This window comes from Streptomyces sp. NPDC044704, from assembly GCF_056433525.1.
In genome coordinates, this window is the sequence record NZ_JBWKGY010000015.1 from 52,687 (window position 1) to 75,656 (window position 22,970).

Consider the following 22,970-nt stretch of genomic DNA (forward strand, 5'->3'; position numbering starts at 1 on the left):
CCCGCTCTACGCGGGCCGGTCCGCGAGGTCCGCCGGAGGCTCGTCGTCCATTTCGAAGGCGAGCGGGAACGGCGCGTGTCCGGCCAGCCGGAACCACCGGACCTTGCGGTGCCGCCGCAGCGCGCGGGCGGCCCGTACCGCGTCGTTGAGGAACCGCCGCGCCATCGGCACCCGGCGCACGGCCGCCGCCAGCTCCTCGGCGGCCGCCTCTCCGCCCGGGGCGGCCTTCAGCACCTCGACCTGGTCGGCGTCGGCGAACACCGCGCGCAGCGCCTGGCTGAGCTCGCTCTCGGCGACCTCGCGGTGTTCCTCCTCGGCCTGCCGGGCGGCGTGCGCGGCCTCGTACAGGACGAGGGAGGAGGCCGGGTCCAGGGCCCCGGACGTCGCCACCTCCACGACCACCGAGGCCCGTCGCACGAGCTGCGCGTCGAGGGCGGCGCGGGCGGCGTCCATCCGCGTGTGCAGCCGGTCCAGCCGCCCGGCGGTCCAGCTGAGGTAGACCCCGACGGCGCCCAGCGCCACGGCGATCCAGACAAGGTTTTCGATCACGGGCCGCGACACTACCCTTCCGGCCGCACCCCCCGCTCACCCCTGCCCGGCCGGGGCCGAGTCACCACGGCACTAGGGCCTGTCGTCAAACTCCCGTCTGCCCCGCGACGCCTGGCACGCGCTCTCGCCGCACCGGGCGAAAGCCAAGTACGTCCAGTACGCGGGCTTTCGCCCGGCGCACCGAGAGCACGCACCAGACGCCGCAGGGCCGCCCTCCGGGCGACGACGGGAGTTTGACGACAGGCCCTAGGCTGCGCAGCCGGTGTCCACTGGGGAGGGAACGGGATGAGGATCGGCCCACGGGCGCGGGAGCCGCTGGCCGGCGTGCTGCTGCTGGTCTGCGCCGCCTGCGTCGCCGTCAAGGCGACGAGCGGGATCGACGGCGGTCCGGCCCTGACGATGGGGGCCGGCGAGAACCACGGGCTGCTGCTCGGCTGGCTGGCGCTGGGCGCGCTCGCCGGAGCCTTCCGGCTCGGGCTGCGCGCGAAGGGCCGGCTCCGCGCGAGCCTCCTGCTCGTCCTCGGCGTCGCGGCGGCGCTGTTCCTGTGCGCCACCCCGCTGTTGCTGATGCTCGGTGGCGGCGGTGAGGAGACGCGGCGCAGCGCGGCGCCCGGACGCGACGACCGGGTCCTGGTCGTCGAGGAGGGTTCGGCCATGATCGACCCGCTCTGGTACGTCTACGTCCACCAGGGCGACTGGCCGTTCGAACGCCGTTGGTCCGTCGGGTACTTCAACGGCGACACCGGGGAGCACGAACTGCGCGACGTGCGCTGGACCGGCCCCGGCCTGATCCGGATGACCACCGCCGACGGCGGGGTCCACGAGGTGGCCGTCGCCCCCGACGGCCGTCCGGACCGCGTGGTCAGCCCGGGCTGACGGCCGGCCGGCCTGGGAACCGGTTCAGGAGGAGTCGCGCGAGAAGCCGAGGCGGGTGCGCAGCGGAACCCGCTCGTCGGCGGCCACCGCGGCCGCGCCGTCGGTGACCGTCTCGTACACGGCGAGGATGTCCGCGCCGACCGTCGACCAGTCGAAGCGGCGTACGTGGGCGGAGCCGCGGGCGCTGAGTTCCGCGCGCCGGGCCGGGTCGCGCAGTAGGGCGGTCGCCGCCGCGGCCAGGGAGGCGGCGTCCTCGTTCGCGAAGAGCTCGCCGGCCGCGCCCTGGTCCAGGACCTGGGCGAAGGCGTCGAGGTCGGAGGCCAGGACGGCCGCGCCCGCGGACAGGGCTTCGACCAGGATGATCCCGAAGCTCTCGCCACCGGTGTTGGGGGCGACGTAGACGTCCACGCTGCGCAGCAGGCGGGCCTTGTCCTCGTCGGAGACCATGCCGAGGAACTCCACGCGCGAGCGCAGTTCCGCGGGCAGGGAGGCCACGGCCTCCTCCTCGTCGCCGCGGCCCGCGACGAGGAGGCGCACGTCGGGGCAGTCCTCGACGATCTTCGGGAAGGCCGCCATGAGCACGGGCAGTCCCTTGCGGGGCTCGTCGATGCGCCCGATGAAGCCCAGGGTCTGACCGCCCCACTCCGCCTTGGGCTCGGCCTCGGCGAAGAAGTCGACGTCGACCCCGTTCGGGATGACCACCGCGTCGCCGCCCAGGTGCTCCACCAGGGTGCGCCGGGCGTACTCGCTGACCGCGATGCGGGCGCTGATCTTCTCCAGGGCCGGCTGGAGGATCGGGTACGCGGCGATCATCGCCCGCGACCGCGGGTTGGAGGTGTGGAAGGTGGCCACGATCGGCCCCTGGGCCGCCCAGCAGGACAGCAGTCCGAGCGAGGGGGAGGCGGGTTCGTGGATGTGGATCACGTCGAAGACCCCGTCGTGCAGCCAGCGCCGTACGCGCGCCGCCGACAGGAAGCCGAAGTTCAGCCGGGCGACCGACCCGTTGTAGGGCACCGGCACCGCCCGTCCCGCCGAGACCACGTAGGGCGGCAGGGGGGTCTCGTCGTCGGCCGGGGCCAGTACCGACACCTCGTGGCCGCGGCGGATCAGGTGTTCCGCCAGGTCACGGATGTGGAACTGGACGCCGCCCGGGACGTCCCACGAGTACGGGCACACGATGCCGATCTTCACTACGGGCGCTCCTCCAGGTCGTCCAGCCACAGCCGCTGCAGCATGTGCCAGTCCTGCGGGTGCTCCGCGATGCCCCACGCGAAGGCGTCCGCCACTGCCTGGGTCATCACGGCGGTCTTCTCGATCCGCGTCCCGGTCTCCGGCACCGCCACCTCGGGGTGGATCCGGCCGTACATCTTCGGCGTGTCCCCGTAGTGCAGGGTCGCCGGGAGCAGCACCGCGCCGGTCTGCTGGGCCAGCAGGGCGGGCCCGGCGGGCATGCGGGCGGTGGCCCCGAAGAAGTCGACCTCGACCCCGGAGGCCGACAGGTCCCGGTCCGCGACGAGGCAGACCAGCCCGCCGGAGCGCAGCCGGCGGGCGAGGGTACCGAAGGCGGCTCCGCCGTTGTGCGGCAGGACCTCCATGCCCAGGCTCTCGCGGTAGGCCACGAAGCGGTCGTAGAGGGTCTCGGGCTTGAGCCGCTCGGCGACCGTGGTGAAGGGAACGCCGATGTGGCCGATGGCCCAGGCTCCAGCGAGGTCCCAGTTGGCCAGGTGCGGCAGGGCCACGACGACCCCGCGCCCGGTGGCGAGGGCCTCGCGCAGCAGGTGCTCGTCCTGGAACTCGACGTCCGTGCCGAAGCGCGAGGGGTCCATGGCGGGCAGCCGGAAGGACTCCATCCAGTACCGCATGTACGAGCGCATGCCGGCCTGCGAGAGCTCCCGCAGCCGCTCGGGCGACGCGTCCGGGACCACGCGGGCCAGATTGGACTCCAGGCGCAGCACGCTCTTGCCCCGGCGCTTCCAGACCACGTCCGCGATCTTGCGGCCGAGGGCCACCGCGGCCGGCTCGGGGAGCTTCTTCACCCCCGCCCAGCCCAGCCCGTAGAGCCCGTCGACCAGCTTGTCCCGCGTCGTGCCCATCAGGCGCCACCGCTCTCGGAGGAGGACGGCGACGCGGGGCCGGCCGCGGCCGCGTCGGCCTCGGCCGCCTCGCGGCGGACGGTGACCACGCGCTGGATCAGCGTGACGAGCGAGCCGACGGCGACGACCCACAGCGCGACCGGCAGCAGGACGCCGATCCACGAGGGCACCCCGAAGGTCTGGAGGCCGGACAGGCCGGCCGCGACCAGGGAGATCACCAGCCGTTCGGCGCGTTCGATGAGCCCGTTCACGGCGACCGGCAGCCCGATCGACTCGCCGCGGGCCTTGGTGTACGAGACCACCTGGCCGCTGGCCAGGCAGAAGATCGCCACCGCGCAGAGGATGTTGTCGTTCCCGGAGCCCGCGTACCAGAGCGCGAGCCCGCCGAAGATCGCCGCGTCCGCCACCCGGTCGAGGGTCGAGTCGAGGAACGCGCCCCACCGGCTGGAGACGCCGGCCTGGCGGGCCATGTTCCCGTCCACCAGGTCGGAGAACACGAAGAGGGTGATCGTGATCGTGCCCCAGAAGAACTCGCCCCGGGGGAAGAAGACCAGCGCTCCGGCCACCACTCCGGCGGTGCCGATGAGGGTGACCGCGTCCGGGCTCACCCCCCGACGGAGGAGAAACGCGGCGAACGGCGTGAGAACACGCGTGAAGAATGCACGCGCGTACTTGTTCAGCATGGCCTTCCCGGAGGGTCGCTGGGCCGCACGGCCACCACGGCCACCGGCTGGCCCATCGTAGCCAGCGCCCGGGGCCCCGATCGCCGCGCACCCACCGGTTCGCTCCGGGCAATCCGCCCGCGGGACCCGGTTCACGCCCGGGGCCGTGGCGGGTACGACGTATGGACGCAGTGTGACGCCGGTGCAAAGCTCGAAGGACCCCGATCATCCTCCTCACCGCGACACCGGGAGGCACGAGCACCATGGGAGCCACATCACACACAGCCGGGGCCGCCGGCAGGGCACTGACGGCCGACCGCCCCGCTTCCGTACGGAACGTCGTGCTGGTCGGCCACAGCGGCGCCGGCAAGACCACGCTCGTCGAGGCCCTGGCCCTGACCTCCGGGGCCGTGAACAGGGCCGGACGGGTCGAGGACGGCACCTCCGTCTCCGACTACGACGAGATCGAGCAGCGGCGCCACCGGTCCGTCCAGCTCTCGCTGGTCCCCGTCGAATGGGCCGGAATCAAGATCAACATCTTGGACACCCCCGGATACGCCGATTTCGTCGGTGAGCTCAGGGCCGGTCTGCGCGCCGCGGACGCGGCCCTCTTCGTCGTCTCCGCCTCCGACGGCATCGACGGCGCCACCCGCATGGTCTGGGACGAGTGCGAGGCCGTCGGCATGCCGCGCGCCATCGTCGTCACCCACTTGGAGGCAGCCCGCGCCGATTACACGCAGATGACCACCGTCTGCGGGGAGATCTTCGGCGCCGAGGACCCGGACGCCGTCATACCGCTCTACCTGCCCCTGCACGGCCCCGCGGGCGCCGACGGCCACGCCCCGGTCACCGGCCTGCTGGGGCTGCTCTCCCGGCGCGTCTACGACTACTCCTCGGGCGAGCGCGCCGACCGCGACCCGGACCCGGCGGAGCTCGCCCTCATCGAGTCCGCCCGCTCCCGCCTCATCGAGGGGATCATCGCCGAGAGCGAGGACGAGAGCCTCATGGACCGCTACCTCGGCGGCGAGGACATCGACCTGAAGACCCTGGTCGACGACCTGGAGCGGGCCGTCGCCCGCGGCACCTTCCACCCCGTCCTGATGGCCGCCCCCGCGCCCGACGGCGCCCGCCAGGGCCTCGGGACGGTGGAACTCCTCGAACTGATCACGGGCGGCTTCCCCACCCCCCTGGAACGCGCCCCGCTCACCGTCACCTCCCCCGACGGCTCCCCCCGCCCCGCCGCCACCTGCGATCCCGCCGGGCCGCTGCTCGCCGAGGTCGTCAAGACCTCCTCCGACCCGTACGTCGGCCGCGTCTCCCTCGTCCGCGTCTTCTCCGGCACCCTGCGCCCGGAGCAGACCGTGCACGTCAGCGGCCACGGCCTCGCGGACCGCGGCCACGAGGACCACGACCTCGACGAACGCACCGGCACCCTCACCGCCCCCTTCGGCAAGCAGCAGCGCGCCCTCGGCCAGTGCATCGCCGGCGACCTCGCCTGCGTGGCCAAGCTCACCCGCGCCGAGACCGGGGACACCCTCTCCGCCAAGGACTCCCCGCTCCTGATGGAGCCCTGGCAGATGCCCGAGCCGCTGCTCCCCCTCGCCATCGAGGCCCACAGCAAGGCCGACGAGGACAAGCTCTCCCAGGGGCTGGCCCGCCTCGTCGCCGAGGACCCGACCATGCGGCTGGAGCAGAACCCGCACACCCACCAGCTCGTGCTGTGGTGCCTCGGCGAAGCCCACCAGGACGTCGCGCTGGAGCGGCTGCGGAGCCGGTACGGAGTCCAGGTCGACCCCGTCGCGCACAAGGTGAGCCTGCGCGAGACCTTCGGGGCCAAGGCGGCCGGGCGCGGCCGTCACGTCAAGCAGTCCGGCGGCCACGGCCAGTTCGCGATCTGCGAGATCGAGGTCGAACCGCTGCCGCCCGGCAGCGGCATCGAGTTCGTCGACAAGGTCGTCGGCGGATCCGTCCCCCGCCAGTTCATCCCGTCCGTGGAGAAGGGCGTCCGCGCCCAGGCCGCCCGGGGACTGGCGGCCGGCTATCCCCTGGTCGACGTACGGATCGTCCTGCGCGACGGCAAGGCCCACTCCGTGGACTCCTCCGACGCCGCCTTCCAGACCGCGGGCGCCCTCGCCCTGCGCGAGGCCGCCGCCGGCACCCCGATCCACCTCCTGGAGCCCGTCGCGGAACTGGACGTCCTGGTCCCGGACGAGTACGTCGGCCCGGTCATGAGCGACCTCGCGGGACGCCGGGGCCGCGTCGTCGGCACCGAACAGGCCGGCTCCGGCCGGACCCGGGTGCGCGCCGAGATCCCGGAGATCGAGATCGACCGGTACGCCGTGGAACTGCGCTCGGTGTCGCACGGTACGGGCCGCTTCACGCGGGCGTACGCCCGGCACGAACCGATGCCCGCCCACATCGCGGACAAGGTGCGCGAACAGGCCGAGAAGGGAAGCCAACTGACATAGCGCCAGGGCGGCCGCCCACCCAACCCGCTTGCGGTGGGCGGTATTTCCCTGTCCCATGACCACGGGGCGATGTCCGCCGATAGGCTCTTCGGCGCGACAATGAGCACATCACGGGGCGCGGCGCGCGGCACGACACGCGGGCCCGGCACGAAGTACGGCACGAAGTACGGCGCGCGGTACGGCACGGCAAAGAGCACAGTGGCACGGCGATGGGGGCAGCGGTGGCGGACGACGGATTCGACTTCAGGCCCGGAGCACAGATTCCTCTGCAGGGGGGCGGCGGCCAGACCGCGGCGACCAACGCGCTCGCCTCCGCCGCGTACCGCGACGGCGGCAAGGACACCAAGCTGTCCTCCATACTCGGGGCCAACAGCGAGCTGCACCCGGCCTCGGTGAAGGACCCGAAGATCTCCCTCTTCGAACCCAGCCTCGGCGAGGCCTTCTGCCGGGCCGTCGAGGCCCGCACCCTCGGCGCCGGCCGCAAGCCCCTCATCCAGTCGTTCGGCGCCGACCCGCAGACCGTCGTCGAGCACTGTCTGGCCGCCTCGCACATCCGCAGGGAACGCGACCGCCGGCTGCGCATGATCATGCTGGTCTGCGGGGTGCTCTTCCTGCCCGGGCTGCTGCTGTGGCTGGGCCTGTTCCAGCTCCGCAAGATGCTGGCCAAGAAGGAGGGCCGGGGGAGCTCCTGGCTGGGGACCGTCCTGCTCGTCGGTGTCGCCGCCTTCGCCGCGGTCCTCGTGTACCGGATCGTCTACCGGCAGCCGGACAGCGGCTTCCTGGAGCTGTACCTGCTCGGCTCCCTCGTCGCCCCCGTCCTCGGCTGGTACCTGGCGCGCCGGATCTGCGAGCGGACCGCCGCCGACCTGCGCTCCCGCTGGGACGGCCTGCTCGGCGGGGGCGGCGTCGCCGCCAAGATCCCCGACGCGGTGCCGGGAAACCCCGACGAGAAGGCCCGCGAGGACCTGCGCCACCAGCTGGCGAAGCTGACCGCCGAGGACCGCAGCAACTCGGTCTTCTACGCCGGCCCCAAGGGCATCCTCGGCATGGGCACCCGCTGGGGCAGCTGGCAGATGGCCGAGGAGCTGACCCCGGCGACCGAGGGCCACGAGATCCACCCCTTCCGCAGCTGGGACGTCATACGCGCGATCGACACCCAGCTCCGCAAGCTGGAGCGCGGCCCGCTGCACACCGGCGGCTTCCCGGCCGCCTCCATCCAGCACTGGATCGTCACCCCCGTCGGGGAGGGCGCGGGCGAGGTCGCCCGGCCGACCGGCGAGTCCGTCGACACCTTCCTGGTCAAGCCGCACGAGATCACCCGGATCTGCAACGAGCAGCAGTTCAGCGCCGGCAACCGGCACTACCTGGGCATCCAGTACCCGCTCTGGGACGGCCAGCTCGTCATCACGATGCTGGTCACCGTGACCGTGCTCTACAAGACCCTGCGCGTCGACGTCACCGCGCACGCCCTCGGCCCGGTCCACGGCCTGTTCACCACCAAGTCCAAGGCCCCGGTGGTGGAGGTCCCGAAGTCGGTGCGCTTCTGGGAGACCGTCGAGCGCCCGCTCCCGCTCGTCGACGCGTCCGAGGTCGTACGCCTGGCCGTGCGCGCCCCCCTGACCTGGTACCCGCCGCTGCTGGAGTACTTCGGCGGCAAGCTGGTCCTGCCCGAGCCGTTCGGCCTGCGGCACGTCTGGGCGGGTTCCATGTGGCGCCACCGCTTCATGGCGGACGACGCCCTGCGCACGGTGGCGCCGGTCCTGCGGTCCGTGCACGCGGCGACCTTCAAGGTGCTGGAGGAGAACGGCGTCGACACCGACCGCTTCACGAACCGCTCCTCGATCATGAGCGGCCTCATCCAGGAGCCGTCCCCGCGCAAGGCCGACGTCTACGACGCGTAGGTACGCTGGAGGAACCCCCGCCGGTGGGCGGGGCGGCCCGGAGGAGGGACCGTGACCGAGCGCAAACCGCCCGGCGTCAGCTTCGAGTCGTTCGTGGACCGGCAGATCCAGGAGGCCGCCGCCCGCGGGGACTTCGAGAAGCTCCCGGGCTGGGGCAAGCCGCTGGCATCGCTCGACGCGCCGTACGACGAGCTGTGGTGGATCAAGGGCAAGATGCACCGCGAGGGGTTCGCCGCCCTGCCCCCGGCGCTCGCGCTGCGCAAGGAGGCCGAGGACGCCCTGGAGACGGCGCTGGCGGCCCGCTCCGAGCGTCAGGTGCGGGCGGTCCTCACGGAGATCAACGAGAAGATCGCCGCGGCCCTGCGCATGCCCCCGCCGGGCCCGCCCCTGAACCTCACCGAGTACGACGTCGAGGCCGTACTGGCCGACTGGCGGGCCGCCCGTCCTGCCTAGCCGTCCTGGCTAGTCGACCGGCCAGGCGTCCGCGAGCATCTGGCGGGTGTCCGCGAGGAGTTGCGGCAGCACCTTGGTGTGCCCGACGACCGGCATGAAGTTCGTGTCCCCGCCCCAGCGGGGCACGATGTGCTGGTGCAGGTGCGCGGCGATGCCGGCCCCGGCGGCCGCGCCCTGGTTCATGCCGATGTTGAACCCGTGCGCACCGGAAGCCTTGCGCAGCGCGGCCATGGCCCGCTTCGTCAGGTCCGCGAGCTCGGCGGTCTCGGGCCCGTCGAGCTCCGTGTAGTCGGCGACGTGCCGGTACGGGACGACCATGAGGTGGCCGCCGTTGTACGGGTAGAGGTTCAGCACGGCGTAGACGTGCTTGCCCCGCGCGACGACCAGCCCGTCCTGGTCGGACATCTCCGGAATCCCGCAGAAGGGACAGCCGTCCCCGGCCTCCGGGCCGGTCGGCTTGTTCTCCCCCTGGATGTAGGCCATCCGGTGGGGCGTCCACAGACGCTGGAACGCGTCCTGCGTGCCCACACCGATCTGCTGCTCCGGCTCAATCGTCATGGGATGCAGCATATGACCTCGCCCGCGCGTACGAGGAAGGCCCCCGGAAAGTGATCACTTTCCGGGGGCCCGCCGTGCCGTGCGGCCCGGGATCAGACCTGGACGCGGTCGGCGACGACCTTGGCCAGCTTGGCCAGCGCCTCGTCCTTGGCGATGCCGTTCTCCTGCGAACCGTCGCGGTAGCGGAAGGAGACGGTGCCCGCGGCCATGTCCTCGTCACCGACGATGATCATGAACGGGACCTTGAGCTTCTGGTGGTTGCGGATCTTCTTCTGCATGCGGTCGGAGGAGGCGTCCACCTCGACCCGCAGACCCTGCTTCTTCGCCGCGGCGGCGAACTCCTGGAGGTACTCGACGTGCCCGTCGCCGATCGGGATGCCGACGGCCTGGACCGGGGCGAGCCACGGCGGCATGGCGCCCGCGTAGTGCTCCAGCAGCACCGCGAAGAACCGCTCGATCGAGCCGAACAGCGCACGGTGGATCATGACCGGCCGCTGGCGCGAGCCGTCCGGGCCGGTGTACTCCAGGTCGAAGCGCTCCGGCAGGTTGAAGTCGAGCTGGACGGTCGACATCTGCCAGGTACGGCCGATGGCGTCCCGCGCCTGCACCGAGATCTTCGGGCCGTAGAAGGCCGCGCCGCCCGGGTCGGGGGTCAGCGGGAGGCCCTGCTTCTCGGCGACCTGCTGGAGGACGGCGGTGGCCTCCTCCCACACCTCGTCCGAGCCGACGAACTTCTCCGGGTCCTTGGTGGACAGCTCCAGGTAGAAGTCGGTCAGGCCGTAGTCGCGCAGCAGGTTCAGCACGAAGGTGAGCGTGCGGTCGAGCTCCTCCGCCATCTGCTCACGGGTGCAGTAGATGTGCGCGTCGTCCTGGGTGAAGCCCCGGGCGCGGGTCAGGCCGTGCACGACGCCCGACTTCTCGTACCGGTACACGGTGCCGAACTCGAAGAGGCGCAGCGGCAGTTCGCGGTAGGAGCGGCCGCGCGCGTCGAAGATCAGGTTGTGCATCGGGCAGTTCATGGGCTTGAGGTAGTAGTCGGTACCACCGTCGAGCTGCATGGGGGGGTACATGCCCTCCGCGTACCAGTCCAGGTGGCCGCTCTTCTCGAAGAGGGCGCCCTTGGTGGCGTGCGGGGAGTAGACGAACTCGTAGCCCTCCTCCTCGTGCCGGCGGCGCGAGTAGTCCTCCATGACCCGGCGGATGATGCCGCCGCGCGGGTGGAAGACGGCGAGGCCGGAGCCGATCTCGTCCGGGATGGAGAAGAGGTCGAGCTCGTTGCCGAGCTTGCGGTGGTCGCGCTTCTCGGCCTCGGCGAGGAAGTCGAGGTGGGCCTTCAGCTCCTCCTTCGAGGGCCAGGCGGTGCCGTAGATGCGCTGGAGCATCGGGTTCTTCTCGCTGCCGCGCCAGTAGGCGGCCGCGTTGCGCATCAGCTTGAACGCCGGGATGTTGCGGGTGGTCGGCAGGTGGGGGCCCCGGCAGAGGTCCTTCCAGCACAGCTCGCCGGTCTTGGCGTCCAGGTTGTCGTAGATGGTCAGCTCGCCGCCGCCCACCTCGACGTTCGCGCCGTCGTCGGTCGACGCGGAGCCCTTGATGCCGATGAGCTCCAGCTTGTACGGCTCGTCGGCGAGCTCCTCGCGGGCGGCCTCGTCGGAGACCACGCGGCGGGCGAACTTCTGCCCGCGCTTCTGGATCTCCTGCATCTTCTTCTCGATGACCTTGAGGTCTTCGGGGGTGAAGGGCTTGGCGACGTCGAAGTCGTAGTAGAAGCCGTCCCGGACCGGCGGGCCGATGCCCAGCTTGGCCTCGGGGAAGAGCTCCTGCACGGCCTGCGCCATGACGTGCGCGGTCGAGTGGCGCAGGATGTTCAGGCCGTCCTCGGAGGAGATCTCCACCGGTTCGACGGTCTCGCCGTCCTTCACCTCGTACGCGAGGTCCTTCAGCTCACCCGCGATGCGCGCGGCGACGATGGTGCGCTCGCCGGCGAAGAGCTCGGCCGCCGTAGTGCCCGTGGCCACCACGCGCTCGTCCCGCTCGGAATCGCGTTGGATGATCACACGGACGTCTGACACCGGTCTCTCCTGACTCAGGGGGTGCGCGAGCGATCACTGCGCTCGTGAATCGTACCGAGCCGAGGGGCCGCGCCGCGAAACGGTTACCGGGCGGGGCGCATCCCCGGGCCCCGGCCCGCCCGGGCCCGCCGCCCGCATGGGTAGCGTGGGCCCCCGCCCCTTCCGTACCGGCGGCCTTGTCCGGCCCTCCCCCCGAAGGAATCCCGCATGCCGAGCCCGCCCGTCCGTCCGCTCGTCCGTCCGCTGGACCTGGCCGACGAGGCCACCGCCGCGGCGGTGCACCGGATCGGCCGCGCCTCCTACGCGGTGGAAGCGGCCCTGATCGGCTTCGACGGCATCCCCGCGCTGCGCGAGGACCTCCAGGAGATGCGGGACCGTCCGCTCCGCTGGCTCGGGGCCGTGTCCGGCGGCGGTGAGATCGCGGGCTTCCTCGCCTGGGCCGAGGAGGACGGCGGCGGCATCGGCGTCGACCGGCTGTGCGTGGACCCGGCGTGGTTCCGCCGGGGCGTCGCCTCCCTGCTGATGCGCCACCTCCTCGCGGAGTCCTTCCCGGAGCGCGCCGTCGAGGTGAGCACCGGCGCGGCGAACGCCCCGGCGGTGGCCCTGTACGAGGGCCTCGGCTTCCTCCGGGGCGAGGACTTCTCCCCGGTCCCGGGCCTGCGCATGGCGCACTTCACCCGCCCCGCGCCCACGGGGCGGGAGGAAGCGTCCTAGGGCCTGTCGTCAAACTCCCGTCTGCCCCGCGACGCCTGGCACGCGCTCTCGCCGCACCGGGCGAAAGCCAAGTACGTCCAGTACGCGGGCTTCCGCCCGGCGCACCGAGAGCACGCACCAGACGCCGCAGGGCCGCCCTCCGGGCGACGACGGGAGTTTGACGACAGGCCCTAGTGCCGTGACCGGAAAGGTCCACCGGGTCGCGACGCCCGGCACGGCACCTCTCCGCGTTGTCGGACCACGGAGGTACGTCCAGTACGAGCCGCGGCCCTCCGCCTTGAGATGCACCGCACCGGACGCCGCGACCCGGCAAACCTTCCCGGCCACGGCACTAGTCGTCCGAGGGCAGTACGTCCTCCGGGTCGAAGGCCGAGTCCAGGGACTTCATCAGCCGGTCCCGCTCGACCTCGTCCAGCGGGACCGGCGTCACGTCCGTGGCGTCGGTGAGCCGGCGGAAGCCGCCGCGCCGCTGGAGGCGGCCGCTGACCCGGACCGGGAGGCCGACCAGGTGGGCGTGGCCCGCGATCCGGTACGCCTCCTCGTCGAGCGCGGCCCGTACGTACGGCACCTCCGCGCCGGACAGCACGCGCAGCCGTACGGTGCCCCCTCCCCCGGCGGCGGAGCGGCGCATCCGCACCACGGCCCCGGCGACGCGGACGGCGACGGCCGGCTCGTCCCGGGTGTAGCGGTCGGCGGCCTCGCGCAACACCGGCAGGTCGCCCGGCGAGAACTCGACCGGCTCGGGCCGGGCCGCGCACCCGGCCGGGACCCCGGCCGCCGGCGCCCAGGCCAGTGCGATCCGCACCCCTTCCGATCCCCGCACCAGGGCGATGAGGGCGTCGGCGAGCTCCCGGCTGACCCCCGCCGCGACGGCCGCGTCGAAGGCCTCCATGCCTCCGGTGGCCCGGCGGTAGTCCACGGCCTCGCGGGCCGCGTGCAGGGCGTGGTGCAGCCGGGTCACCGGGCCGCGGCCGCCGCCGACCGGGACGTAGGCGGTGAGCCTGCGCCCGCCCGGGGAGGGCCCCACCAGCACCCCGTCCAGGGTGCGTTCGGCCTGGGCGCGGTGGCGGGCCCCGTAGTACCCGGCCCGGGCGCGGTCGGCGAGGGCTCCGGCGAGCAGCATCCGGCGGGCGGCCGAGCGCAGCTGCTCCTGCACGGTCCAGACGGCCTCGCCCTGGCGGCCGTAGGGGCCCTCGGGGATGATCTCGCGTTCCCAGCGGACCTCGTCGCTGGGCACGCTCAGGCCGAACAGCACCTCCCGCGCGGACGGCAGGGCGCTGCGCGAGAGCGCGGTCAGCGCCTCCTCCAGGAGGTCGGAGCAGTCGGGGAAGGCCCGGTTCTCGGGGACGAGCAGGCTGGTCCCGACGACGCCCGGCGCGTGGGCGGGGGGCGGGGTCCAGCGTCCGTAGCGGCCCGCCGCGCCGCCGCGCCGCAGCCAGCCGTGGCGGCGCAGCAGCGCGCCGAGCACCTGGGGGTCGACCTGGGCGGGATCGGGAGCGCCCGGTTCCGGCTCCGGGGACGACAGCGGTTCGAGGTGCGGTGACTGCCGGTTCATCAGGGTGTCCCTCCCGACCCGACCCGGGTCATGATCTCGCACAGGGCCCGGTCGTCGAAGATCCGCGTGGTCGGGATCCGCACGGTGGTCCGGCGCCTGCCGGTCACGGGGGTTCCGGCGAGGTTGGTCCAGTAGCAGCAGTGCCTGAGGTCGAGCCGGTCGTGTCCGGCGCTGAGCCACTGCTCGCGTTCCCTCGGTACGAGCATCACGACGAGGATCTTGGGGACGGCGACGGGCGTGCGGGCCAGCTTCACCAGGTGCTCGTTGTCGAGGGTGAAGCCGAAGGTGGCGCCGGCGGGCCTCGGCGGTACCTGGTAGGTCGCCTTCAGCTGCACCTTGACGGTCACCTCGTCGTCGACGACGTGTTCGGGCGCGCCGTGGCTGACGTGCCAGTCGATTCCGTTGTCCGGGAAGGGCTGGGACAGCGAGCAGCCGGCGGCGGCCGCGACGGCGTGGAGGTAGCCCACCTGGAGGGTCTCCATGCAGGCGGTGGTGGCGAGTGTGCCGCGCAGCGGTCCGGTCTGCGGACCGGTCCGCGTCTGCAGCACCCCGCCCGGTTCGGGCTGTGCGAGCGCCATGGCCGGCTCCCCATGCCTTCCGGGCCCTGCCGTGAGTGGTGTGGGGTGACGACCGGTCATGTGTACGGCCCCCCTGTGGAGTTGTTGCCGCACCCGGGGGGCCGCAAACGGCGTACGGGGCAAACAGCCCGGGTATCACGGATTCGGGCGGGGGTGGCACGCTCCGAGGCGACGGCGCCCGGGTGCTCCCCATCTGCCGACCGGGGACGAGGAGTTCGCCATGACGCGCTGGTACGAGGGCCCGCTGGCCGCATTCGACACGGAGACGACCGGAGTGGACGTCGAGCAGGACCGGATCGTGTCCGCCGCGCTCGTCGTGCAGGAGTGTGCGGGGGGCCGGGTCCGCACCACCCGATGGCTCGTCAATCCCGGCGTCCCGGTACCTCCGGGAGCGACGGAAGTGCACGGGCTGACCGATGAGCACCTCCAGCGCAACGGCCGCTGGCCGGCGCCGGTGGTGGAGGAGATAGCCCGCGCGCTGGGCGAGCAGCAGGTGGCGGGGCGGCCGGTGGTGGTGATGAACGCGCCGTTCGACCTGACGCTGCTGGACCGGGAGTTGCGCCGGCACCGGGCGTCGTCGCTGGCGCGGTACCTGGACAACAGGCCGCTGACGGTGCTGGATCCGCGGGTGCTGGACAAGCACCTGGACCGCTACCGCAAGGGCCGTCGCACGCTGACGGACCTGTGCGCGCACTACGGGATAGAGCTGGAGGGCGCGCACGACGCGTCGGTGGACGCGCTGGCTTCGCTGGAGCTCGTCCGGGCGGTCGGGCGCAGGTTCGCGGGGCGGCTGGAGCGGCTGACGCCGGCCGAACTGCACACGCTGCAGGCGGTGTGGCACGCGGCACAGGCGCGGGGCCTCCAGGCGTGGTTCGCCCGGCAGGGCACTCCGGAGTCGGTGGATCCGCACTGGCCGCTGCGTCCGGAGCTGAACCAGGCCGCGTAGTGCGGGACCCCGTACATGCGGAAGGCCGGTCCGTCATCAGACGGACCGGCCTGTCCCGGTGGGCGATACTGGGATCGAACCAGTGACCCCTTCGGTGTGAACGAAGTGCTCTCCCGCTGAGCTAATCGCCCGGGAACGGACTGAACAATACAAGAGGCGCGGGGTCTGTTCAAACCGCTTCCGGTCCGGCCGTCAGGCGGGCCGCGAGACCGCGCCGCCCGGCCCGCATCATCAGGGCGTGGTTGAGCCGGAACAGCGGCCGCCCGGGCACGGCGAACCTGCGCAGCAGGGGCGCCCGTACGTCGACCTCCTGCTCGTACAGCGCCCGGGTGCGGGCGGCCGCGGGCCCGCCGCGCGGGCGTACGGTCCACCGCGCCCAGCCGTCGATGTCCCCGCGCAGGGCCACCTCCAGCACGCCCCGGGCCGGGTCGCGGAGCAGGCCGGTGAGGCTGACGCGGATGCCGTACGGGAGGGCCGAGCGGATCAGGGCGGTGCCGGTGCCCTCGCCGGCAGGTTCGACCCGGCGGACCTGGGGCCACCAGGCGGGGTACTGCCCGGGGTCCTCCAGCAGGGAGAAGACCAGGGCGGGCGGGGCGTCGAGGTCCCACACGCTGCGGAAGCGGTAGTGCGTCCAGCGCTGCATGGCACCAGTGTGGCGCGCCGGGCGGCGCCGTGCGGGCGGTTCGGCGGAGCGCGCCCCTCCCGTGTACTCAGGACGATCTGAGTACGCCCGCCCATGTCCTGATGCCGTGACGGGCGCCACACTCCGCTTATGAACACCCCCCTGTCGCCGGCCGAGGAGCTGGCGCTCATCGACCAAGAGCTGGTCCAACTCGACGCCCGGCGGCTGTACTTGCTGTCCCGGCGGGACTGGCTGCTGCGCGTCCTGCTCCACCCGGTGCCGAGCGGGGCCGTGCCGCCCGGCTTCCCGCCCGCGTCCGCGCCGAAGGCGGCCGCGCCGCGCAGCGCCCAGAACGTGCTGCTGACGCTGGGCGCGGTGCTGCTGGCGGTGGCCGCGCTGGCCTTCACCCTGGTCAGCTGGGGCTCTCTCGGGATCGCCGGGCGCTCGGTGGTGCTGGCCGTGGTGACGGGGGCCGCGCTGGCGGCGCCGGTGGCGCTGCTGCGCCGGGGGCTGCGCTCCACCGCGGAGTCGGTGGCGGCGGTGGGGCTGCTGCTGACGGTGCTCGACGCGTACGCGCTGCACGCGGCCGGGCTGCCGGGGGTCGACGGCGTCGCGTACGCGGCCGGCGCGACGGCGGCGCTGGCGGCGCTGTGGGCGGGCTACGGGTCGGCGCTGGCCCGGCTGCGGCTGCCGCTGCCCGTCGCGGTGCTGGCCGCGCAGCTGCCGTTGCCGCTGGCCGCCTACGCGGCGGGGGCGGGCCCGGTCGGGGGTGGCTGGGCGGTACTGGCGACGGCCGCGCTGGACGGCGGGCTCGCGGTGGCGGTGACCCGGCGTCCGGTGCGGGTGACCGCCTGGGTGACGGCGGCGGTGGCGGGCGCGATCGCGCTGCTGACGGGGCTGGCGGTGTCCCTGGACGAGCCCGGGGCGGCGGGTCCCGCGCTGCTGCTGGCCGCGGGGGCCGCCCTGGGCGTGGCGGTGGCCTGGCGCGAGCGGCGGGCTTCGGCGGCCGCGCTCGTGGGCGGCCTGGCCGCGGTGGCGGCGGCCGGGTCGCTGGTTCCGGCCGGACACGCGGCCCGGGGGGACATGTGGCCGGTGGTGGTGCACCTCGTGGCGGCGCTGCCGCTGCTGGCGGCCGTACGGGCGGCCGACCTCCCGGAGCAGGTCCGGCGCGGCCTGCTCCGGGCGGGGGCGGCGGTGGCCGCCCTGGCGGCGGTGACGGCGGTGCCGGCGGCCGGGTCGGTGCTGGCCTCGCGGGCCGGGGTGCTGGACGAGGTCTGGGCGCCGACGACCCCCGCCTCCGGTGCGGCGGGGGCCGGGGCGGCGCTCGCGGTGGTGCTGCTGCTGGTGGCGGGGGCGGGCTGGTGGCTGGCCCGGGAGCTGCCGCGCCGGGAGGCGGCGGTGGTGGCCGTGGTGGCCGGCTGGGCGGGGCTGTTCACGGCGCCGCTGCTGCTGGGCCCGCCGGTGCCGGTGGTGCTGGCGGCGCAGCTCGCGGTGACGGCGGCGGCCGGGGTGCTCGCGCTGCGGGCTCCGGAGCGTGCCGTGGGGTGCGCGGCCGCGGTGTGCGCGGCAGCCGGGGCGCTGAACGTGTCCGTGGCCGCCCTGGACGGCCGCGTGGCCACCTTCGCGGTGTTCGGGCTGCTGGGGGCCGGGGCGGCGCTGGGAGCGGCGTACGGGCGCGCCTGGGTGCCCGTACGGGCCGGTGCGGCGGCGCTGGCCGTCGGGTACGGGGCGGCGCTCGCGCTGTCGCTGGCGGCCCTGGCCGGGCTCGCGGTGTCCTGGCAGGGGGTGGCGGTACTGGCGGCTCCGGCGGCGGCCCTGGCGGCGGCGCCGCGGCTGGGTCCGGTGCGGGTGGCGGCGGAGGCCGCCGCGGCGGCCTCCGGGGTCGTGGCCGTGGTCCTCGCGGCCGGTGATCCGCCGGTGCTGGCGCTGGTCCTCGCGCTGGGCGGGGTGCTGTGCGCGGGGGCGGCGCTGCGGGCGGACCGGCGTCCGCTGGGCTGGGCGGCCGGGGCGCTGTTCGTGGCGGCGTCCTGGGTGCGGCTGGCCGCTTCGGGGGTGGGCGAGCCGGAGGCGTACACCCTGCCGGTGTCGGTGCTGGCGCTGGCGGTGGGCTTCCTGCGGCGCCGCAGGGATCCGGCGGCCTCCTCCTGGACGGCGTACGGGCCGGGGCTGGGGGCGACCCTGCTGCCGAGCCTGGCCGCCGCCTGGGCCGACGCCCACTGGCTGCGCCCGCTGCTGCTGGGCCTGGCGGCGCTGGCGCTGACCCTGGCCGGCGCGCACCGGCGGCTCCAGGCTCCGCTGCTGCTGGGCGGCGCCACGCTGGCGGCGGTGGCCCTGCACGAGCTGGCCCCGTACGTGGTGCAGGTCGTCGGGGCGCTGCCGCGCTGGCTGCCGCCGGCCCTGGCGGGCCTGCTGCTGCTGGCGGTGGGGGCGACGTACGAGAAGCGGCTGCGTGACGCCCGGCGGCTGCGGGCGGCGCTGGGCAGGCTCCACTGAGGCACGGGTCCGGGGCCGGGAGCGGCGGAAACGCCGGGAGTGCCGGAAACGGGGGAAACGCCGAGGGCCCGGAGACTCTTTCGAGTCTCCGGGCCCTCGGTCCGGGTGGGCGATACTGGGTTCGAACCAGTGACCCCTTCGGTGTGAACGAAGTGCTCTCCCACTGAGCTAATCGCCCGGACGCACCGCAAACATTACCGCATGTCAGCGGTGCTCCAGGACCATGCCCGCCGGGCCGGTCCGGTCACTGGTCCTTGAGGTTCCAGGGCAGCGTGAGCCCGTACTTCCACAGGTAGAAGCCGATCAGCGCACCGGCGATGACGAGGCCGACGCTGGTCAGGATGATGTTGCGGCGCCGGACCTTGGGGTCGAGCGCCTTCTGCGCGGCCTCGCTGACCTTGCGCTTGGTCCAGCGCAGGACGAGGTGGGCCCAGGCGAACTCGGTGGCCCAGATCGCCAGGCCGGCGAAGATCGCCACCCAGCCGGGTCCGGGCAGGACCAGCATGGCGATGCCGGCGCCGATGACGGCCAGGCCGACGATGAAGACGCCGACCTGCCAGCTCAGGTGGAGGCTGCGGTTGGCCTTGATGAAGGCGGGCGCCTTCGACACGTGCGGCGCCTCTTCCGGCACGTGCGGCGTTCCTTCGGCGGGCGTCCCGCCGGTCGCGGACTCATTGGTCTCGCGGTCACTCCCCGTATTCATGCCGCCGAATCTACCGGAGGCCGAAGCACACGTGAACGCCGCTTTGGATCCGCCGTCCGAGGGACCCAGAGGTCCGCAAAACGGTCAGAGGGGTTTACAACGCCACCGTAGGTGGCATGTCGATTTCGCCGACGTGCGAATCCCCGAGCGCACACTGAGCGAAAGGCCCTGGCGCTTATGAACACCACGGTCAGCTGCGAGCTGCACCTGCGCCTCGTTGTGTCGAGCGAGTCCTCACTGCCTGTTCCCGCGGGCCTGCGGTATGACACGGCCGACCCCTACGCCGTGCACGCCACCTTCCACACCGGCGCCGAGGAGACGGTCGAATGGGTATTCGCCCGCGACCTCCTCGCTGAGGGCCTCCACCGGCCCACCGGAACCGGCGACGTCCGCGTCTGGCCGTCCCGCAGCCACGGCCAGGGCGTTGTCTGCATCGCCCTGAGCTCACCGGAGGGAGAAGCACTGCTCGAAGCCCCCGCACGAGCACTCGAATCGTTCCTCAAGCGGACGGACGCCGCGGTTCCACCCGGGACCGAGCACCGGCACTTCGACCTCGACAAGGAGCTCTCCCACATCCTGGCCGAAAGCTGAGCCAGGCCTACAGCCGCTCGACACCGTCCGACTCGGGGCGACGGTGTGGGTCGGACAACCACATACGGTCGTGCCGGCGCTGTTCTCGCGGAAGCCAACCGCGAGGGCGGCGCCGACGCGCTTGCGGCTCGGGCGCGGCCCGATCCTCCCGGTAACCCCTTGCGGGGAGGCGCTAGAGTCGGCCACCAGCGGCGGCGGCCGACCGTCGCGGCAGGCCCGGCCTTCAGGGAGCGACCCCGTGCAGATCCCCCACGACACCCGTCGCGCGCTCGACGTCGTCGTCGCGCTGGTGAACACCGCGGCCGAACCGGACCAGCCCGACGGCCTCTCGGACATCGGCGCGCTGCGCGGCTTCGTCCAGGAGTACGCGATCAGCGACGTCGGCGAGCTCGGCGTCCGCGACCTCGCCGGCGTCCGGACCGTGCGCGGCAAGTTCGCCCAGGTCTTCGCGGCACCGAACCCCCGTGCGGCGTCCGTACTGATCAACGAGCTGGTCGCCACGGCCGGCACCACCCCGCAGCTGACCGACCACGACGGCTACGACTGGCACGTGCACTACTTCGCGCCGGGCGCCTCGGTGGGCGACCACCTGGCGGCCGACGGCGGCATGGCCCTGGCCTTCATCGTGGTCTCCGGCGAGCAGGAGCGGCTGCGGCGGTGCGAGGCGCCCGACTGCCGGCGGGCCTTCGTGGACCTGTCGCGGAACCGGTCGCGCCGCTACTGCGACAGCCGGACCTGCGGGAACCGGCTGCACGTGGCCGCGTACCGGGCGCGCCGCAAGGAGGCGGACGCCCACCCCGAGGCCTCAGAGCAGGAACAGGTCGTGCACGGCGGCGAGCAGCAGCAGGGTCCCGATCACCCCTAGGAAGATCATCAAGGGGGGCTGGGAAAGGGCGAACAGACAACCGCGCCCTTCCTCGGCGAGGGGGGCCTCGGCGACGGGGGCGGGAGCCGGCGGATCGCCCGGCGATGTTTCGAGCATGTCGGGGCGATGATCGCGCAGCACGCCCCGAATCTGCCCCCAACACGCCAGTACGGACGCGTCAGTTCGCCCGCACTCGTCAGTTCAGGTGGTTCCCGGGCGCTTCTCCCCCGGCGGGGACCCCGCTTCCGCTACGGCGGCCGGCCGCGGACCCGCGCGGGCCCGTGTCAGATGCCGTGCTTCTTGAGGATCGCCTCGATGTCGGAGAAGTCGTCCGCCGGAGCGGCCGCGGCCGGTCGGGCCTGCGGCGCCGGGCGGGAGCCGGATCCGAGGGAGGGCGCGGAGGCCGTGGGGGCGACCGCGTCGCGGCCCCGTCGGCCCTTGGCCGCCTTCGGAGCCCCGGCGGCCGCGGCTTCGGGGTCCTTGCCGAGGCGGCGGCGCTCGACGGTCCGCGTGGTCACGAAGAGCAGCCAGGCCAGGCCCAGCAGCCCGAAGCCGATCCAGACGGACGGCTTGAAGACCATCCCCGACACCCAGCCCACGACACCGGTCAGCACCAGCCCGGCCGGCACCAGCGCGTACGCGGCGATGCGCGTGGCGGTCAGGAACCGCCTGCGGTACGCGGTGACGGCCGCGATGCCCAGGCCGGACGCTGACACCGCGGAACATATGGTCTCGGCAAGCATGCGGTCCTCCGGCGGTGGTCGGACGGGCGGTCTGTCCCCTCCATCCTGCACCGCCCACCGCCGCCCCGGCCATGCCCGGCACGCCGCACCGCCCGATCTCCGGGACATCTCCGGGTCCGGCCTCCTCCCCAGGGTCCAGTGCGCGGGGCCCCGGGGCACCGGTCCGGTTCGGGTGCGCGGGTGCGGGGCTGGGAGACTGTCCCCATGACCGATTCCGTGATCCTCGACGTCTGGTGCGAACTCCAGTGCCCGGACTGCCACAGCGCCCTGGACGACGTACGGGCCCTGCGCGCCCGCTACGGCGACCGGCTGGACATCCGGCTGCGCCACTTCCCGCTGGAGAAGCACAAGCACGCCTTCGCCGCGGCGCAGGCCGCCGAGGAGGCCGTGGAGCAGGGCCGGGGCTGGCCGTACGCGGAGGCGGTACTGGCGCGGACCGCCGAGCTCGCCGAACGGGGCGAGGCGCTGCTCCTCGACGTGGCGCGTGAACTCGGTCTGGACGCGGAGGAGTTCGACACGGCCCTGATCGACGGCCGGCACATCCTGATCGTCGACGCCGACCAGGCCGAGGGCAAGGCCATCGGCGTCACCGGCACCCCCACCTACGTGATCGACGGCGAGCGCCTCGACGGGGGCAAGAGCCAGGAGGGCCTGCGCGCCCGCATCGAGGAGATCGCCGACCGGCTGCTCGCGGGCTGACCGGCCTAGATCAGTTCCTTGGCGAGGTTGGAGGACGTGGTCCGGTAGCCCAGGGACTCGTACAGCCGCAGGGCCGGGGTGTTGGCGGTGAAGACGTGCAGCGCCAGGACCCGGTGGCCCGCCGCGAGCGCGGCGCGTTCCGCCAGGAGCATCAGGTCCCGCCCGTGGCCGCGGCCCCGGTACCCCTCGGAGACCTCGACGTCGAAGACGTACGCGTTCCCGTCGCGCTGGGCGACCCACACCTGGCCGACGGGGGTGCCGGCCGCCTCCAGGACGTTCAGGCTGGCGCCGGGGGTGTCCAGGCCGCGCGGGAGCTGTTCGTCGTGGTCGGCGGCCGACTTGCGGGCCGCGGCCTCGGGCGTCAGGCCCCGGCCGACCCAGGTCGCGGCGTACGCCTCCCGGGCGCGGGCGATCCAGACCTCGTACTCGGCCGCCGTCATGGGGCGGCCGAGTACTCCGGCGGGGAGGGCCGGGGGCCCGTCCGGGAGCTCCTTGGCCATGTTGCGGCTGTATTCGGCGTACCCGAGGGCCGCGGCCAGCCGCAGTCCGCCCGCCGAGCCGGCCGGGACGGCGATCCGTACCTGTCGGCAGCCCCAGCCGCGCAGCACCTCCTCGGCGGCGAGCGCGGCGACCGTCGCCCGGCCGCGGCCGCGGTCCGGCGCGTCGATGGCCAGGTCCCGGATCTCGCCGACCGTCGGCCCGAAGGGCGTGTCGGCGGCGATCAGGAGCGCCCCGACGCGCCTGCTGTTCACGCGGACCTCGTAGGGGCGCGAGCGCGCGCCGCCCTCGCTCTGCTGAAGCGGCCCGCTCGGCCGCAGGGTGGTGGTCATCG

The 22,970-nt window shown here is 73.6% G+C and carries 23 protein-coding genes and 2 tRNA genes; 10 read left to right on the plus strand and 15 right to left on the minus strand.

The features are described 5' to 3' along the window. Window positions 1–6 precede the first annotated feature (6 nt). Window positions 7–549 carry a hypothetical protein gene (locus tag AC07B0_RS29565; RefSeq protein ID WP_356880387.1) on the minus strand — a complete coding sequence of 181 codons (543 nt, stop codon included), beginning with the start codon at window positions 547–549 and terminating at the stop codon, window positions 7–9. Window positions 550–834: 285 nt separating this feature from the next. Between AC07B0_RS29565 and AC07B0_RS29570 the strand changes: the two genes are divergently transcribed. Then, entirely contained in the window at window positions 835–1,425 is a 591-nt protein-coding gene (locus tag AC07B0_RS29570) for a hypothetical protein (protein ID WP_478867183.1), read from the plus strand. A 24-nt stretch (window positions 1,426–1,449) separates the two neighbouring features. Here the strand turns inward: AC07B0_RS29570 and AC07B0_RS29575 are convergent, their stop codons facing one another. Genes AC07B0_RS29575 through pgsA form a run of 3 tightly spaced genes read right to left on the minus strand, consistent with a single transcriptional unit; the run spans window position 1,450 to window position 4,201 of the window. Further along, complete coding sequence (locus tag AC07B0_RS29575; protein WP_356880391.1) at window positions 1,450–2,616, minus strand: glycosyltransferase family 4 protein; 1,167 nt, start codon at window positions 2,614–2,616, stop codon at window positions 1,450–1,452. Then, complete coding sequence (locus tag AC07B0_RS29580) at window positions 2,616–3,518, minus strand: phosphatidylinositol mannoside acyltransferase (RefSeq protein WP_467294442.1); 903 nt, start codon at window positions 3,516–3,518, stop codon at window positions 2,616–2,618. Before AC07B0_RS29580 ends, AC07B0_RS29575 begins: the two co-directional genes overlap by 1 nt. Continuing rightward, window positions 3,518–4,201 (minus strand): phosphatidylinositol phosphate synthase, encoded by a 684-nt coding sequence (gene pgsA, locus AC07B0_RS29585; RefSeq protein ID WP_356880395.1) that lies wholly within the window; start codon window positions 4,199–4,201, stop codon window positions 3,518–3,520. Before pgsA ends, AC07B0_RS29580 begins: the two co-directional genes overlap by 1 nt. A 242-nt stretch (window positions 4,202–4,443) precedes the next feature. On the opposite strand from pgsA, the gene AC07B0_RS29590 reads away from it, so the two are divergent. From AC07B0_RS29590 to AC07B0_RS29600, 3 genes are all read left to right on the plus strand, one after another. After that, window positions 4,444–6,648 (plus strand): elongation factor G-like protein EF-G2, encoded by a 2,205-nt coding sequence (locus AC07B0_RS29590; protein WP_356880397.1) that lies wholly within the window; start codon window positions 4,444–4,446, stop codon window positions 6,646–6,648. Between the two features lie 221 nt (window positions 6,649–6,869). Next, on the plus strand, window positions 6,870–8,549 hold the full coding sequence (locus AC07B0_RS29595) for a hypothetical protein (RefSeq protein WP_356880399.1): 1,680 nt from the start codon (window positions 6,870–6,872) through the stop codon (window positions 8,547–8,549). A 51-nt stretch (window positions 8,550–8,600) separates the two neighbouring features. Next, a complete protein-coding gene (locus AC07B0_RS29600; protein ID WP_356880401.1) occupies window positions 8,601–9,002 on the plus strand; it encodes a DnaJ family domain-containing protein in 402 nt (133 codons plus the stop codon). A gap of 9 nt (window positions 9,003–9,011) precedes the next feature. Here the strand turns inward: AC07B0_RS29600 and AC07B0_RS29605 are convergent, their stop codons facing one another. Both AC07B0_RS29605 and thrS read right to left on the minus strand, forming a co-directional pair. Next, window positions 9,012–9,572: an HIT family protein gene (locus AC07B0_RS29605; RefSeq protein ID WP_356880403.1), complete on the minus strand. Its 561-nt coding sequence runs from the start codon at window positions 9,570–9,572 to the stop codon at window positions 9,012–9,014. 80 nt (window positions 9,573–9,652) lie between these two features. Next, window positions 9,653–11,629 carry a threonine--tRNA ligase gene (thrS, locus tag AC07B0_RS29610; protein ID WP_467294449.1) on the minus strand — a complete coding sequence of 659 codons (1,977 nt, stop codon included), beginning with the start codon at window positions 11,627–11,629 and terminating at the stop codon, window positions 9,653–9,655. A 207-nt stretch (window positions 11,630–11,836) separates the two neighbouring features. Between thrS and AC07B0_RS29615 the strand changes: the two genes are divergently transcribed. Then, entirely contained in the window at window positions 11,837–12,343 is a 507-nt protein-coding gene (locus AC07B0_RS29615; RefSeq protein ID WP_469385013.1) for a GNAT family N-acetyltransferase, read from the plus strand. Window positions 12,344–12,674: 331 nt separating this feature from the next. Here AC07B0_RS29615 and AC07B0_RS29620 read toward each other — a convergent pair whose 3' ends face one another. Together AC07B0_RS29620 and AC07B0_RS29625 are read right to left on the minus strand one after the other, a co-directional pair. Continuing rightward, window positions 12,675–13,898, minus strand: coding sequence for a hypothetical protein (locus tag AC07B0_RS29620; RefSeq protein WP_356880067.1), 1,224 nt, complete (start codon window positions 13,896–13,898; stop codon window positions 12,675–12,677). Next, a complete protein-coding gene (locus AC07B0_RS29625) occupies window positions 13,898–14,476 on the minus strand; it encodes a DUF4365 domain-containing protein (RefSeq protein ID WP_356880069.1) in 579 nt (192 codons plus the stop codon). Before AC07B0_RS29625 ends, AC07B0_RS29620 begins: the two co-directional genes overlap by 1 nt. A 220-nt stretch (window positions 14,477–14,696) precedes the next feature. Here AC07B0_RS29625 and AC07B0_RS29630 point away from each other — a divergent pair, with 220 nt between their 5' ends. Next, a complete protein-coding gene (locus tag AC07B0_RS29630; protein WP_356880071.1) occupies window positions 14,697–15,422 on the plus strand; it encodes a 3'-5' exonuclease in 726 nt (241 codons plus the stop codon). Window positions 15,423–15,481: 59 nt separating this feature from the next. Here the strand turns inward: AC07B0_RS29630 and AC07B0_RS29635 are convergent. After that, window positions 15,482–15,553, minus strand: a tRNA-Val gene (locus AC07B0_RS29635). Window positions 15,554–15,591: 38 nt separating this feature from the next. Next, complete coding sequence (locus AC07B0_RS29640; RefSeq protein ID WP_356880073.1) at window positions 15,592–16,065, minus strand: SRPBCC family protein; 474 nt, start codon at window positions 16,063–16,065, stop codon at window positions 15,592–15,594. A gap of 129 nt (window positions 16,066–16,194) precedes the next feature. Here AC07B0_RS29640 and AC07B0_RS29645 point away from each other — a divergent pair, with 129 nt between their 5' ends. After that, entirely contained in the window at window positions 16,195–18,537 is a 2,343-nt protein-coding gene (locus AC07B0_RS29645; protein ID WP_478899296.1) for an SCO7613 C-terminal domain-containing membrane protein, read from the plus strand. A gap of 106 nt (window positions 18,538–18,643) precedes the next feature. Here the strand turns inward: AC07B0_RS29645 and AC07B0_RS29650 are convergent. Together AC07B0_RS29650 and AC07B0_RS29655 are read right to left on the minus strand one after the other, a co-directional pair. Next, window positions 18,644–18,715: transfer RNA gene (locus AC07B0_RS29650), tRNA-Val, on the minus strand. A 66-nt stretch (window positions 18,716–18,781) separates the two neighbouring features. Continuing rightward, a complete protein-coding gene (locus AC07B0_RS29655; RefSeq protein ID WP_356880077.1) occupies window positions 18,782–19,240 on the minus strand; it encodes a TIGR02611 family protein in 459 nt (152 codons plus the stop codon). A 177-nt stretch (window positions 19,241–19,417) separates the two neighbouring features. Here AC07B0_RS29655 and AC07B0_RS29660 point away from each other — a divergent pair, with 177 nt between their 5' ends. Both AC07B0_RS29660 and AC07B0_RS29665 read left to right on the plus strand, forming a co-directional pair. After that, window positions 19,418–19,831 (plus strand): SsgA family sporulation/cell division regulator, encoded by a 414-nt coding sequence (locus tag AC07B0_RS29660; protein WP_030011909.1) that lies wholly within the window; start codon window positions 19,418–19,420, stop codon window positions 19,829–19,831. Window positions 19,832–20,069: 238 nt separating this feature from the next. After that, the gene (locus AC07B0_RS29665) at window positions 20,070–20,696 is read left to right on the plus strand and encodes a CGNR zinc finger domain-containing protein (RefSeq protein WP_469383811.1); all 627 of its coding nucleotides are present in this window, start codon (window positions 20,070–20,072) and stop codon (window positions 20,694–20,696) included. Here the strand turns inward: AC07B0_RS29665 and AC07B0_RS29670 are convergent. Further along, a complete protein-coding gene (locus tag AC07B0_RS29670; protein WP_467294742.1) occupies window positions 20,637–20,837 on the minus strand; it encodes a hypothetical protein in 201 nt (66 codons plus the stop codon). The genes AC07B0_RS29665 and AC07B0_RS29670 overlap by 60 nt on opposite strands. A gap of 143 nt (window positions 20,838–20,980) precedes the next feature. Beyond that, window positions 20,981–21,439, minus strand: a complete 459-nt coding sequence (locus AC07B0_RS29675) for a hypothetical protein (protein WP_469383814.1) — start codon at window positions 21,437–21,439, stop codon at window positions 20,981–20,983. Between the two features lie 204 nt (window positions 21,440–21,643). Between AC07B0_RS29675 and AC07B0_RS29680 the strand changes: the two genes are divergently transcribed. Next, window positions 21,644–22,138: a DsbA family protein gene (locus AC07B0_RS29680; RefSeq protein WP_467294461.1), complete on the plus strand. Its 495-nt coding sequence runs from the start codon at window positions 21,644–21,646 to the stop codon at window positions 22,136–22,138. Between the two features lie 5 nt (window positions 22,139–22,143). On the opposite strand, the gene AC07B0_RS29685 is transcribed toward AC07B0_RS29680, so the two are convergent. Further along, window positions 22,144–22,968, minus strand: coding sequence for a GNAT family N-acetyltransferase (locus AC07B0_RS29685; RefSeq protein WP_356880085.1), 825 nt, complete (start codon window positions 22,966–22,968; stop codon window positions 22,144–22,146). Between the last annotated feature and the right edge of the window lie 2 nt (window positions 22,969–22,970).